The sequence below is a fragment of the Devosia sp. genome (genome assembly GCF_034675085.1).
Taxonomy (GTDB): domain Bacteria; phylum Pseudomonadota; class Alphaproteobacteria; order Rhizobiales; family Devosiaceae; genus Devosia.
In genome coordinates, this window is record NZ_JAUCDN010000061.1 from 1 (window position 1) to 13,555 (window position 13,555).

At 62.5% G+C, this 13,555-nt stretch carries 10 protein-coding genes; 6 read left to right on the forward strand and 4 right to left on the reverse strand.

Annotation, left to right across the window (positions count from 1 at the left end):
• Positions 1-47 precede the first annotated feature (47 nt).
• Positions 48-989: a nucleoside hydrolase gene (locus tag VDP82_RS05945; protein ID WP_323013929.1), complete on the reverse strand. Its 942-nt coding sequence runs from the start codon at positions 987-989 to the stop codon at positions 48-50.
• Positions 990-1,195: 206 nt separating this feature from the next.
• Between VDP82_RS05945 and VDP82_RS05950 the strand changes: the two genes are divergently transcribed.
• From VDP82_RS05950 to glgX, 6 genes are read left to right on the forward strand one after another with little or no spacing between them, the layout of a single operon-like run.
• Positions 1,196-3,673, forward strand: coding sequence for a glycogen/starch/alpha-glucan phosphorylase (locus tag VDP82_RS05950; RefSeq protein WP_323013930.1), 2,478 nt, complete (start codon positions 1,196-1,198; stop codon positions 3,671-3,673).
• Positions 3,674-3,725: 52 nt separating this feature from the next.
• Positions 3,726-5,942, forward strand: a complete 2,217-nt coding sequence (gene glgB, locus VDP82_RS05955; protein ID WP_416347084.1) for a 1,4-alpha-glucan branching protein GlgB — start codon at positions 3,726-3,728, stop codon at positions 5,940-5,942.
• 52 nt (positions 5,943-5,994) lie between these two features.
• A complete protein-coding gene (glgC, locus tag VDP82_RS05960; RefSeq protein WP_323013932.1) occupies positions 5,995-7,266 on the forward strand; it encodes a glucose-1-phosphate adenylyltransferase in 1,272 nt (423 codons plus the stop codon).
• Positions 7,266-8,723, forward strand: a complete 1,458-nt coding sequence (gene glgA, locus VDP82_RS05965) for a glycogen synthase GlgA (protein ID WP_323013938.1) — start codon at positions 7,266-7,268, stop codon at positions 8,721-8,723. The genes glgC and glgA overlap by 1 nt, the downstream gene beginning before the upstream one ends.
• Positions 8,704-10,338, forward strand: a complete 1,635-nt coding sequence (locus VDP82_RS05970) for an alpha-D-glucose phosphate-specific phosphoglucomutase (RefSeq protein WP_323013933.1) — start codon at positions 8,704-8,706, stop codon at positions 10,336-10,338. The genes glgA and VDP82_RS05970 overlap by 20 nt, the downstream gene beginning before the upstream one ends.
• A gap of 12 nt (positions 10,339-10,350) precedes the next feature.
• Positions 10,351-12,351: a glycogen debranching protein GlgX gene (gene glgX, locus VDP82_RS05975; protein WP_323013934.1), complete on the forward strand. Its 2,001-nt coding sequence runs from the start codon at positions 10,351-10,353 to the stop codon at positions 12,349-12,351.
• Here the strand turns inward: glgX and VDP82_RS05980 are convergent.
• From VDP82_RS05980 to VDP82_RS05990, 3 genes are all read right to left on the reverse strand, one after another.
• Positions 12,348-12,779 (reverse strand): DUF3995 domain-containing protein, encoded by a 432-nt coding sequence (locus VDP82_RS05980; RefSeq protein WP_323013935.1) that lies wholly within the window; start codon positions 12,777-12,779, stop codon positions 12,348-12,350. The genes glgX and VDP82_RS05980 overlap by 4 nt on opposite strands.
• Before the next feature lie 29 nt (positions 12,780-12,808).
• Positions 12,809-13,219, reverse strand: coding sequence for an MliC family protein (locus tag VDP82_RS05985; protein WP_323013936.1), 411 nt, complete (start codon positions 13,217-13,219; stop codon positions 12,809-12,811).
• 72 nt (positions 13,220-13,291) lie between these two features.
• A partial coding sequence (locus VDP82_RS05990; RefSeq protein WP_323013937.1) for a hypothetical protein occupies positions 13,292-13,555 on the reverse strand: 264 nt, incomplete at its 5' end.

Below are 13,555 nucleotides of genomic sequence, written 5' to 3' on the forward strand. Positions count from 1 at the left end.
ATGAGGTGGCGGACACTACTCCCGGTTTCGCGGCTTGCCAAGCCGGCTCAGGGCAGGCGTGCGAGGCGCTCGTTCAACAGCGCGTAAAAGCCTTCGGCGTCACCATTGCGCATATAGTTGACGTTCCGCACCTTGCCGGTGACGTGCCAGTAATCGGTCACGGTCATGCCCACGGTCAGTTCGCTGTCGGTCTCGATGGAGACGTTGCAGTGCCGGCCCTCGAAGAGGTGGGGGCGCAGCAGATAGGCGATGACGGTGGGATCGTGCAGGGGCGCGCCCTCCCAGCCATATTTTTCCAGGTCGAATTCCTGGGAGAAGCTGAGCATCTGGTAGACCGCTTCGCCGGTCCTGTTGCCGAGGGCGCGGATGGCGTCGAGCCGGGCGGGGGTGGACTGCATCTGGTGGGTGACGTCCAGCGGCAGCATGGTGGTCGGGACGCCCGAGCGCAGCACCACATCGGCGGCTTCGGGATCGACATAGATATTGAATTCCGCCGCCGGGGTAATGTTGCCCACCTCGAAATAGGCGCCGCCCATCATGACGATCTCTGCAATGCGCCCGATGATGGCGGGCTGCTTGACCATGGCCATGGCGATATTGGTCAGGGGCCCCAACGTGCACAAAGTGATGGTGCCGGGCTCTGCGCTCATCAAGGCATCAATGATGTAGTCGACGCCATGCTGGGTTTGGAGAGGGATGCTGGGCTCGGGCAGGTCGGGGCCATTGAGGCCCGTATCGCCATGCACGTGTTCGGCGGTCACCAATTGCCGGCGCATGGGGCGGGCGCAACCGGCATAGACCGGCACGCTTGTGTGGCCGGATAGCTCCAGCACCTTGCGGGCATTGTTGGCATTATGGTGCAGGCCGACATTGCCGGCCACCGCGACCACGGCGAGCACCTCGATTTCGTCGGGAGACGCCAGGGCAAGCAGGATGGCCACGGCATCGTCCTGGCCGGGATCGGTGTCGATAATGATTTTTCGAGGCATGAAAAGCGCTTTCAGCGGCAAGGGAATCCCGATGCGAGACTAGCCGCTGTCGATGCGCGGGTCGACAGGCGTAGCCAGGCTTGCTCAATGGAATGTTGCCTCTTGTCAAAGGGCGGAAACATGCAGGGGGCTTTCGCATGCACAAATTAAGTGCAAGACTGGTCGCATTCGAGGGGAATACATCGTCATGAAATCTGGATTGCGAGATGCCGCAGCAATCAATCGTCTACGACGCCCCTACGCCCGAGCCTCGTCCGGTAACTGTTGAGGCCATTCAAAATGAAATCCTGGGACGGCTGATCTATTCGGTTGGCAAGGACCCTATTGTCGCCCGGCCGCATGACTGGCTGGAAGCGACGATCCTTACCGTGCGCGACCATGTCATGGAGCGCTGGATGGAGTCCTCCCGCGCGACCTGGCGGACGTCGAACAAGCGGGTTTACTACCTCAGCCTGGAGTTTCTCATCGGCCGGCTGCTGCGCGATGCCATGAGCAATGTGGGGCTGATGGAGCCGGTGCGCGACGCGCTCAAGAACCTCAATGTCGATCTGGGCGATTTGATCAACATGGAGCCCGATGCGGCGCTGGGCAATGGCGGGCTGGGCCGTTTGGCGGCCTGTTTCCTCGAATCGATGTCGACGCTGAAAATTCCTGCCTATGGCTATGGCATCCGCTATGCCCACGGCCTGTTCCGGCAGGAGATGAGCGAGGGCTGGCAGGTGGAACTGCCCGAGGACTGGCTGGCGCACGGCAATCCCTGGGAATTCGAGCGGCGCGAAAGCGCTTATGAAATCGGCTTTGGCGGCCATGTCGAACCGGTGACGGACCCCGACGGCACAATGCGTCAGGAATGGCGCCCCAACGACCATCTGCTCGCCGTGGCCTTCGACACGCCCATTGCTGGCTGGCGCGGCGCGCGCGTGAACACGCTGCGCCTATGGAGCGCGCAGCCCATCGATCCCATCCTGCTCGACAAGTTCAATTCGGGCGATCATATCGGCGCGCTGGAGGAGAGTGCCCGTGCCGAAGCGATCACCCGCGTACTCTATCCCGCCGACTCAACGGCTGCGGGGCAGGAGTTGCGCCTGCGTCAGGAGTTTTTCTTCTCCTCCGCGTCCCTTCAGGACATCGTGCGTCGCCACTTGCAGCAATATAGCGAGTTAACCTCGCTGCCCGAAAAGGTGGCCATTCAGCTCAACGATACCCATCCGGCCATTTCCATCGCCGAATTGATGCGCATCCTTGTGGATGTGAACGGCCTGGACTGGGCCCAGGCCTGGAAGCTCACCAAGGGCACCTTCGGCTATACCAATCACACGCTGTTGCCCGAGGCGCTGGAAAGCTGGCCGGTGGCTTTGCTGGAGCGGCTTTTGCCGCGCCACATGCAGATCATCTACCAGATCAATGCCGACGTTCTTGCCGACGCCCGGAACCGGGCCAAGTTCAGCGACGCGCAGATCGCCAATGTATCGCTGATCGATGAGAATGGCGGCCGGCGCGTCCGCATGGGGCAACTGGCCTTCGTCGGCTCGCATTCGGTCAATGGCGTTTCGGCGCTGCATACCGAACTGATGAAGCAGACGGTCTTTTCCGACCTGCACAAGCTTTATCCCGAGCGCATCAACAACAAGACCAACGGCATAACCCCGCGCCGCTGGCTGATGCAGTGCAATCCGGGGCTGACAAAGCTGATCGGCGAGCGGATCGGACCCCAGTTCCTGGACGATATCGAGGCGCTGCGCGGGCTCGACGTTCATGCCGAGGATCCGGGCTTCCAGGCCCAGTTCGCGGCGGTCAAGCTGGCCAACAAGCAGCGCCTGACCCGGCTTATCAAGGACCGGCTCAACATCACCGTATCGCCCGAAGCGCTATTCGACGTGCAGATCAAGCGCATTCACGAATATAAGCGGCAACTGCTCAACATCATCCACGCGGTGGCGATGTATGACGACATCCGCGCCCATCCCGAGCGCGACTGGGTGCCGCGCGTCAAGATTTTCGCCGGCAAGGCGGCGCCTGGCTACTGGAACGCCAAGCTCATCATCAAGCTCATCAATGACGTGGCCAAGGTCATCAATAACGACCCGGCGGTGCGGGGCCTGCTCAAGGTGGTGTTCCTGCCCAATTACAATGTGAGCCTGGCCGAAGTCATCGTGCCGGGGGCGGATCTCAGCGAGCAGATTTCCACCGCCGGCATGGAGGCCTCGGGCACTGGCAACATGAAGTTCATGGCCAATGGCGCCATCACCATCGGAACCATGGACGGGGCCAATGTGGAGATGCATCGCGAGGTTGGGCCAGACAATATCGTCATCTTCGGCCTTTCGGCGGCGGAGGTGGAGGAAAAGCGCGCCAAGGGCGAAGCTCCACGCGGGACCATTGAGCGCTCGCCGCGCCTCAAGGAGGCGTTGGATACTATTGCCTCGGGCGTGTTCTCGCCTGACGATCCCAATCGCTACCGGGACCTGATCGGCGGACTTTACGACCATGACTGGTTCATGGTGGCGCGCGATTTCGATGCCTATGCGGCGGCCCAGGCCGGCGTGGATGCGCTCTGGCGCGACAAGCGCCGCTGGAACGCGATGGCGATACGCAATACCGCCCATGTCGGCTTCTTCTCATCGGATCGCACCATCCGCCAATATGCCCAGGATATCTGGGGCGTGGCCACAGAGGCGCCATGACCATGAGGGGCAGGGGACCAATGGTTGTAAAAGCCGCGTCCGCTGCGCGGCCATTCATCGCCATCGGGGAGGCGTGGGCGTGAGCAGGGAAAACTGGCAAGCCGATTCACGGGATGTGGAAGCGATCGTGGCGGGGCGCCATGCCGATCCCTTCGCCGTTCTGGGGCCGCATGAGATCGACGGGGAGAGGGTGTTGCGCGCCTTCATTCCCCACGCCGAAACGGTGTCCGCCTTCGGGCTGGATGGCGAAGCGCTGGGGCATATGGTGCCACGCCACGCCGCGGGCTTCTTCGAAGGCAAGATCGGGCCGGGCAAGCGCCAGCCTGTCCGCTATCGTGCCCGCAATGCCGGGGGGGAGTGGGATGTGTTCGATCCCTATTCCTTCGGACCGGTTCTGGGGCCGATGGATGATTACTATATCGGCGAAGGCAGCCATCTGCGCATGTTCGACAAGCTGGGCGCCCATGAGATGGAGTTCGAGGGCCTGCATGGCACGCACTTCGCCGTCTGGGCCCCCAATGCGCGGCGGGTGAGTGTCGTCGGGCTCTTCAACGAGTGGGACGGCCGCCGCCACCCCATGCGCAACCGCAATGGCATCTGGGAGGTGTTCATCCCCGTGCTGGGCACGGGCACGATTTACAAATATGAAATCGTCGGGCCAGACGGAAAGACGCTCCCGCTCAAGGCTGATCCCTTCGCGCGCCAGTCCGAATTGCGGCCGCGCACCGCCTCGGTGGTTCCCGACCCCACAGCCTTCACCTGGACCGACCAGAAATACATGCAGGAGCGTGCCAGCCACGATTGGCGACGCACACCCATGTCCATCTACGAGGTGCATCTGGGAAGCTGGCGGCGCCGGCCCGATGGCGGCTTTCTGAGCTACGACCAGTTGGCCGAGCAACTCGTGCCCTATGCCGCCGACATGGGCTACACCCATATCGAGCTGTTGCCGGTGAGTGAGCACCCCTTCGATCCGAGCTGGGGCTATCAGCCCACCGGGCTCTATGCGCCCACCTCCCGCTTTGGCGAGCCCGATGGCCTCGCCCGTTTCATCAATGCCGCGCACGAGGCGGGGCTCGGTGTCATTCTCGATTGGGTGCCGGCGCATTTTCCCACCGATGCGCATGGGCTTTCCCATTTCGACGGCACGGCGCTTTACGAGCATGCCGATCCGCGCCAGGGGTTCCATCCGGACTGGAACACGGCGATCTACAATTTCGGCCGCAAGGAAGTGTCGGCCTATCTCACCAATAACGCCATCTACTGGTTCGAGAAATTCCACGTTGACGGGCTGCGCGTCGATGCGGTGGCCTCGATGCTCTATCTCGATTATTCCCGCCAGCCGGGGGAATGGGTGCCCAACCAGCATGGCGGCAATGAGAACCTGGAAGCGGTTGCCTTTCTCAAGCGCGTCAATGCCGAGGTCTACCGGCAGTTTCCGGGCGCTTTCATGATCGCCGAGGAATCCACCTCCTGGCCCGGCGTGAGCCACCCCACCTATACCGGCGGGCTGGGTTTCGGGTTCAAATGGAACATGGGATTCATGAACGATACGCTGCGTTTCATGAGCCGCGAGCCCGTGCATCGCAAATTCCACCACAACGACATGACCTTCGGCACGGTCTATGCCTTCAGCGAGAATTTCGTGCTGCCGCTCAGCCATGACGAGGTGGTGCATGGCAAGAAGTCGCTGCTGGAAAAAATGCCCGGCGATGACTGGCAGAAATTCGCCAATCTGCGCGCTTACTACGCCTTCATGTGGGGCCATCCGGGCAAGAAGCTGCTGTTCATGGGGCAGGAATTCGCCCAGCGGGAGGAATGGGCCGAGGGCAAGGCGCTCGACTGGTATCTGCTCGATGCCAGCATGCATGAGGGCATGCGCCGGCTGATTGCCGATCTCAACGCCGCCTATCGGCAATTGCCGGCGCTGCATGAGCGCGACTGCGAGCCCGAGGGCTTCGAATGGGTGATCGGCAATGACCACCAGAACTCGGTTTTCGCCTGGCTGCGCAAGGCGCCGGGGCATGATCCGGTGCTGGTGGTGAGCAATTTCACCCCGGTGCCACGTCACAATTATCGCATTCCCATGCCGCTGGCGGGCAAATGGGTGGAGCGTATCAATACCGATGCCGGTTGGTACTCGGGCTCCAATACGGGGAATCAGGGAGCGGTGATCGCCCGTGCGGTGGAGGGGGAGCACTGGCCTGCAGAGGCCGAGATCATGCTGCCGCCGCTGTCGACGCTATTTTTAAAACATGAGCCGAACTGAACGGCTCATCTGAGTAAACCCCCGGAGGATGGGGCAGGAGTGGAGGAGCAGAATGGCTGATTACAGGGCACCATCGCCGCTGGCCCGCGAGGCGATGGCCTATGTGCTGGCGGGAGGGCGTGGGACGCGCCTCGTTGAGCTCACCGACCGACGCGCCAAGCCCGCCGTTTATTTCGGCGGCAAGTCGCGCATCATCGATTTCGCGCTCAGCAACGCCATCAATTCGGGCATTCGCCGCATTTCTGTGGCGACGCAATATCAGGCGCACAGCCTGATCCGCCACTTGTCGCGGGGCTGGAACTTCCTGCGACAGGAGCGCAATGAAAGCTTCGACGTGCTCCCGGCCAGCCAGCGCGTTTCGGAAACGCAATGGTATGAAGGCACCGCCGACGCCGTCTATCAGAACATGGACATCATCGAGGATTACGGCGCGCGCTACATCGTCATCCTGGCGGGCGACCACATCTACAAGATGGACTATGAAATCATGCTGCGCCAGCATGTGGACACCGGCGCGGATGTGACCATCGGGTGCCTGGAAGTGCCGCGGATGGAGGCGGCCGGCTTCGGCGTGATGCATGTGGACGGACGCGACCGCGTAGTCGATTTCGTCGAAAAGCCCAAGGATCCGCCGGGCATTCCCGACAAGCCCGATTATGCGCTGGCCAGCATGGGGATCTATGTGTTCGAGACGCGGTTCCTGATGGAGCAGTTGCGGCGCGATGCGGCTACGGAAGGCTCCAGCCGCGATTTCGGCAAGGACATCATCCCTCATATCGTCAAGAACGGCACCGCCTGGGCGCATCGGTTCACCCGCTCCTGCGTGCGCTCGAGCAATGAAAAGGTGGCATATTGGCGCGATGTGGGCACGGTGGACGCCTATTGGAAAGCCAATATCGACCTGACCGACATAAACCCACAGCTCGACCTTTATGATCGCGACTGGCCGATCTGGACCTATGCGGAAATCACCCCGCCGGCCAAATTCGTGCATGATTTCGACGGGCGGCGCGGTTCGGCGGTCAATTCGCTGGTTTCGGGCGACTGCATCATTTCGGGGGGGCATCTGCAACGCACGCTTTTGTCCACCGGCAGCCGTGTTCATTCCTATTCGGTGCTGGATGAAGCGGTGGTGCTGCCTTATTGCAATGTTGCGCGCAGCGCCCGGCTCAAGAAGGTGGTGATCGACCGCGGCGTCTCCATCCCCGAAGGGCTGGTGGTGGGTGAAGACCCCGAATTCGACGCCAAATGGTTCCGGCGCAGCGAGGAGGGGGTGACGCTGATCACCCAGGCGATGGTCAACAAATATCTGGCGGATCGATGATCGAAGTTCTTTCGGCGGCTTCCGAGGTTTACCCCCTCATCAAGACGGGTGGATTGGCGGATGTTGCGGGGGCCCTGCCGGCGGCGCTGGCGGGGCAGGGCATTACCATGCGCACGCTGGTGCCGGGCTATCCCGATGTGATGGCCAAGCTCACCGGCGGCCGGGTGGTACGGGAGCTGGATGATCTTTTCGGCGCCAGCGCCAGGCTGATCGCGGCGCGGGCCGAAGGGCTCGACGTGATCGTGATCGATGCCCCCGAACTCTATGACCGGCCCGGCAACCCCTATGTCAGCCCCGATGGCTGGGACTGGCCGGACAATTGGAAGCGCTTTGCAGCGCTGGGCTGGGTCGCGGCCGAGTTGGGTCACGGGCTGGTCGAGGGTTATCGCCCCCAGATCATCCATGCGCATGACTGGCAGGCGGGACTGGCCCCGGCCTATATCAAATTCGGTCCCACCGATCATGTGAAGACGGTGATGACCATCCACAATATCGCCTTCAAAGGCTTTTTCGGCTCGGAAATATTCTCCCAGCTCCGCCTTCCGCCGCATGCGTTCGGCATGGCGGGCGTCGAATATTATGGCGGTATCTCCTATCTCAAATCGGGCATGGAATGCGCCGATTACGTCACGACGGTGAGCCCGCGTTATGCCGAGGAAATCCGGACACCCGAATTCGGCATGGGGTTGGAAGGGCTGCTCGAGGGGCGGGCCGATACGCTGGTGGGCATTCTCAACGGCATCGACACCATCGCCTGGGACCCGGCGCGCGACCCGGCGCTGGCGCAGACTTATTCCGCCAATACCGTTCATGCCCGCCATATCAACAAGCGCGCGGTGGCGGAGCGGTTCGGCCTCGATGGTGTGGACGGGCCGCTTTTTTGCGTGGTCAGCCGCCTGACCGACCAGAAGGGCATGGACCTGCTGCTCCAGACCGTCGACGGGCTTGTCGACCTGGGGGGAAGGCTGGCGGTTCTGGGCTCGGGCGATCCGGTGATCGAAGGCAATCTGCGCGAAGCCTGGGCCCGCCATCCGGGCAAGGTGGGGGTGATTACCGGCTATGACGAGCAGTTGAGCCATCTTATGCAGGGCGGGTGCGATGCCATCCTCATTCCCTCGCGTTTCGAGCCTTGCGGGCTCACCCAGCTTTACGGGCTGCGCTATGGCTGCGTGCCGGTGGTCAGTCGTATCGGCGGGCTGGCCGACACGGTGATCGACGCCAATCCGGCGGCAATCGCCGCCGAGGTCGCGACCGGCGTGGTGTTCGATCCGGGCAATGCTCACGCGCTCTATGAAGCCATCCGCAAGACCATACACCTTTATGGCGATGACCGGCTGTGGAAGAAAATCCAGCGGCGGGGCATGAAATCGGACGTTTCCTGGGAGGCCAGCGCGGTGCGCTATGCCGATCTCTACGCCACCATTACGGGGCTCGAAAATGACGATACAGACAATTAAAACCACCCCCTATTCCGACCAGAAGCCGGGAACCTCGGGCCTGCGCAAGCGCGTCAGCGTCTATATGCAGCCCAATTATGTCGAGAACTATATCCAGGCGATCTTCGACAGCCTGGACGGCGTTGCCGGTCAGACGCTGGTGATCGGGGGCGACGGGCGCTTCTACAATGATGTCGCCATCCAGAAGGCCATCCGCATCGCTGCCGCCAATGGTTTCGGGCGGGTGCTGGTGGGGCGGCAGGGATTGCTCTCGACCCCGGCGGCGAGCCATGTCATCCGCCATCACAAGGCACTGGGCGGCCTGGTGCTCTCGGCCAGCCACAATCCGGGCGGCCCAGAGGGCGATTTCGGCATCAAGTACAATATCGACAATGGCGGCCCGGCGCCGGAGAAGATCACGGATGCGGTTTTTGCCCGCACCAAGGTGATCGACAGCTACAAGACGCTCGACACCCCCGATATCGACCTGGACCGACTGGGTGCGCAGAAGGTCGGCGACATGGTGGTCGAGGTGATCGACCCGGTAGCCGATTATGCTGCGCTGATGCAGACGCTGTTCGATTTCGACGCCATCAGGGAGTTGTTCGCTTCGGGGTTCCGCATGACGTTCGATGCCATGCATGCGGTGACCGGACCCTATGCCCACGCCATTCTTGAAGGCCTGCTGGGCGCGCCCAAGGGCACGGTGGTCAATGGCGTGCCCTCGCCCTCGTTCAACGATGGCCACCCGGACCCCAATCTCGTCTATTGCAAGGATATGTACGATCTGCTGATGACCCCGGAAGGGCCCGATTTCGGCGCAGCCTCGGATGGCGATGGCGACCGCAATCTCATTATCGGCAAGAACCGCTTCGTTACCCCTTCGGATTCACTGGCGCTGCTGGCGGCCAATGCGCATCTGGCGCCGGGCTATAAGGCTGGCATTGCCGGCATAGCCCGCTCCATGCCGACCAGCGCCGCCGCCGACAGGGTGGCCGACAAGCTCGGCATCGAGATGCATGAGACGCCCACGGGCTGGAAATTCTTCGGCAATCTGCTCGATGCGGGGCGCGTGACTATTTGCGGCGAGGAAAGCGCCGGCACCGGCAGCAACCATGTCCGGGAAAAGGACGGGCTCTGGGCGGTGCTGCTCTGGCTCAATATCCTGGCCGTGCGCAAACAGAGCGTGGACGAGATCGTGCGCGCCCATTGGCGCATTTATGGCCGCAATTATTATACCCGCCACGATTATGAAGAAGTCGACGCTGCCATCGCCAGCAAGCTGGTCGATGACCTGCGCGCGCAATTGCCGGGATTGCAGGGCCAGATCCTGGCCGATGACCTGCAGGTCGCCTATGCCGACGATTTCACCTATCACGACCCGGTGGATGGCTCGACCAGCGCCCGGCAGGGCATTCGCATCGGCTTTACAGACGGTTCGCGCGTCGTTCTGCGCCTTTCGGGAACCGGCACGGTGGGCGCCACGTTGCGGCTTTATCTCGAGCGCTACGAGGCTGCGGATGGACATCACGATCTGGATACCCAGCTTGCCCTGGAGCCGCTCATCGCGGTCGCCGAGCAACTGGCCGGTGTTCGTCAGCGCACCGGGCGGAGCGGTCCCAGCGTCATCACCTAAACCGGTCTGTTCATGAAACCCCAATTGATCCCCCAAGGGGGCAGCGTCGCGCAGCTTGGCGCGACCATTACTGCTGACGGCGTCAATTTCGCCGTCTATTCGGAAAGCGCTACCCGGCTTTTCGTGTCGATCTTCGATGAGCAGGACCAGGAAACCGACCGGTTCGAGCTGGATGTGCGCGCCGACAATATCTGGGCCGGACTGGTTTCGGGCCTGGGCGCCGGCACGCGTTATGGCCTGCGGGCCGATGGGCCCTATGATCCCGACCAGGGCTATTTCTTCGACCCGATGAAATTGCTGGTCGATCCTTATGCGCGCCGCCTCGACCGGGTGTTCGTGCGTTCGCCGCGCCTGCGGCTCGATCGCGCTGAGGCGGTGGATACGGCCCCATTGGTGCCCAAGGCCATCGTCGTCGGCAGCAATGAAGACAAGGTGCTGCCACGCAAGAAGGCGCCCAGCCTGTTCTACGAAATGAATGTGCGCGGCTATACGATGCGCCATCCCAGCGTGCAGGGGCCGCTGCGCGGCACCATCGCGGCGCTCACCACCCAGCGGGTCATCGATCATCTCAAATATATCGGGGTGGATACGCTGCAATTGATGCCCACCGCCGCCTGGATCGATGAGGGCCATCTGCCGGCGCTGGGGCTGACCAATGCCTGGGGCTACAATCCGGTGGCCTATTCGGCGGTGGATCCGCGGCTGGCGCCGCGAGGCCCGCATGAATTGCGCAATATGACCGATCTATACCGCAAGAACGGCATCTCGGTGATCCTCGACGTTGTCTACAATCACACCGGCGAAGGCGATTCAGCCGGGCCGATGCTGAGCCTGATGGGGCTCGATGCGCGCACCTATTACCGCTTCGTCGAGGTGGATGGAAAACAGGTGCTGGTCAACGATACCGGCACCGGCAACACCTTGCAGTGCGATCATCCGGCGGTGCAGAGGCTGGTGATCGACAGCCTGCGCTACTGGGTCGAGGAGATGGGCGTTTCCGGCTTCCGCTTCGATCTGGCGACAGTGCTTGGACGCGAGCCGGGGTTCAACCCCGATGCGGTCATGCTGGAAAAGATCAAGTCCGATCCGGTGCTGAGCCAATGCATTCTGGTGGCCGAACCCTGGGATCCGGGGCCGGGCGGCTATGCGCTGGGGCAGTTCGGCAAGGAATTCCGCGAGCACAACGATACGTATCGCGACGAAATCCGCGAATTCTGGCGCGGCGACGATGGCAAGATCGGGGCGCTGGCCGGCAAGGTTTCCGGCTCGGCGGAGATTTTCGACCATGCCGGGCGCAAGCCCAGCCATGGGGTGAATTTCCTCGCCGTGCATGACGGTTTCACCCTGCGCGATCTGGTCAGCTATCACGACAAGCACAATGAGGCCAATGGCGAGGACAACCGCGACGGGCACAACAATAATGCCTCGTGGAATTGCGGCGTGGAGGGTGAAACCGACGATCCGGCCATTGTCGCCGGGCGCAAGCGCGATGTGCGCGCGCTGCTGGCCACGCTGTTCCTTTCGCGCGGCTTGCCGCTCCTGCAGCAAGGGGACGAAATGTTCCGCACCCAGCAGGGCAACAATAATGCCTATGCGCAGGACAATGAAATTACCTGGCTCGACTGGGAAGCCGCCGATGGCGCCTTGGTGGATTTCGTCGCGGCAATCAACGCGTTCCGCCACGCCCACCCGGCGATTACCCATGATCATTTCATGAGCGGGCAGGAGCGCCATGGCGTGCGCGACGTCGTCTGGCTGCATGCCGACGGCCGGGAAATGAACGAGGGCGATTGGAACGATTCAGGCGCTTCGGCGCTCGGCATGTTGCTGCGCTACAAGGACGACGCGGTTCTGGTCTGGTTCAATCGGCGGATCGAGCCGGTGGTGGCGCATCTGCCTGAGGGCGAGTGGAGCCTTGGTATCGTTTCGGACGATCTGGGTGAAGTGTCCTTCTCGGAGCGTACCGTGGTCCTGCCGCCGCGCACGGTAGTCGCGCTGGTTCCGGCGGGTTAGACCAGCCGCAATATGGAAAGGGCGATGAAGCCCAGTCCCAACAGCAGGCAGAGCGGGGAATAGACCCGGCGGTCGTTGAAACGGAAGCTGGGCTCGGGTGTCTTTTCGACCCACCAGGCGGTATAGCCGACGAGCCCGCGCGCGAGGAAAGGCAGGCTGGCAAGCAGGCCGAACAGTGTCATGGCATGCCCGCCGCTGTCATGATCGGCCAGCGCCAGGCCGAAGATTCCGGCGGCCAGGGCGGCCAGCGCCACCCCGAAAGATGCAAGGCGGGGCGGCATGCGTTCGATATCGCGAAAGCCCACCACGGTCTGGGCCAGGAGCTTCTCGTCCCTTATCGGCCAGGTGCGGCCGAGGGCCCAGAGGAAATGGGCCATCGATACGGCCAGAAGTGCGATGAACATCAGAGACGAGATCAGCATGCTCATGGGCGAGACGCCTCGATTTTAGGGGCTGCTCAGGGCGTATTGCTGGATTCGGTGCATTGGGCAAGCGGAGCGGCGTCCTCGTCCTGCGTCAGATCGCGCAGCGTCGCATCGCCCCCCTTGCTCCACCATTCATAGGGGCCTGATACATAACGGGCGCCCGAAGCCGAAAGGGCGGCGGCAAATACATGGTTCTGCCCATCCACCGGAACGATGGCGAGGAAATTGGGCGCGGCGTTGATATAATAGACCGTCAGCGCCGGTCCTTCGTCGCATTGATAGAGGGCGAGTTTGCGCTCGATATCGCCAGAGCTTTCAAGCGTCAGGGTGAGGCTGGCGGAAGCCGCCTGCGGAACGCTTGTCGCCTCCTCTTGCGCTCCCGCCGGGAGGAGGGCGGCAAGGGTGATGCAAAGGGCGGCGGGCAGGCTTCTGGTCAGGGACATGGCGTTCCTCCGGATGATGCGCGAATCCTGCCGACAATCGTGGCGATTGCAAGGTGGGATGCACGCCCTTGATCAGTTTAGCCGCGCCTTGCCGGGCGCATTCTGGCGGTAAAGCACCAGCGCCTTGCCGATGACCTCATCGAGCAGGGCGGCAGCGTCGCGAATGGCGCCGTCCCGGGGAAAGCCGGTAGCGGTGAGCGATAGGCCCAGCGCCTGGAGGGCATAGGCGTGCTTGCTCTTGCCTTCGGCCAGGGCGACCTGGCCTTCGCTGTCGATCTGAGCGAGCAGGCCGGTCATGGCGTGGGCATCGAGCCGCTGGCGGAAGGCGGCCCAGCT

Excerpts from the sequence above, each read along its gene's own strand:
- glgX (WP_323013934.1), top strand. The coding sequence starts at position 10,351 with ATGAAACCCCAATTGATCCCCCAAGGGGGCAGCGTCGCGCAGCTTGGC.
- glgC (WP_323013932.1), top strand. The coding sequence starts at position 5,995 with ATGGCTGATTACAGGGCACCATCGCCGCTGGCCCGCGAGGCGATGGCC.
- VDP82_RS05970 (WP_323013933.1), top strand. The coding sequence starts at position 8,704 with ATGACGATACAGACAATTAAAACCACCCCCTATTCCGACCAGAAGCCG.
- VDP82_RS05945 (WP_323013929.1), bottom strand. The coding sequence starts at position 989 with ATGCCTCGAAAAATCATTATCGACACCGATCCCGGCCAGGACGATGCC.
- VDP82_RS05985 (WP_323013936.1), bottom strand. The coding sequence starts at position 13,219 with ATGTCCCTGACCAGAAGCCTGCCCGCCGCCCTTTGCATCACCCTTGCC.
- VDP82_RS05980 (WP_323013935.1), bottom strand. The coding sequence starts at position 12,779 with ATGAGCATGCTGATCTCGTCTCTGATGTTCATCGCACTTCTGGCCGTA.
- VDP82_RS05950 (WP_323013930.1), top strand. The coding sequence starts at position 1,196 with ATGCCGCAGCAATCAATCGTCTACGACGCCCCTACGCCCGAGCCTCGT.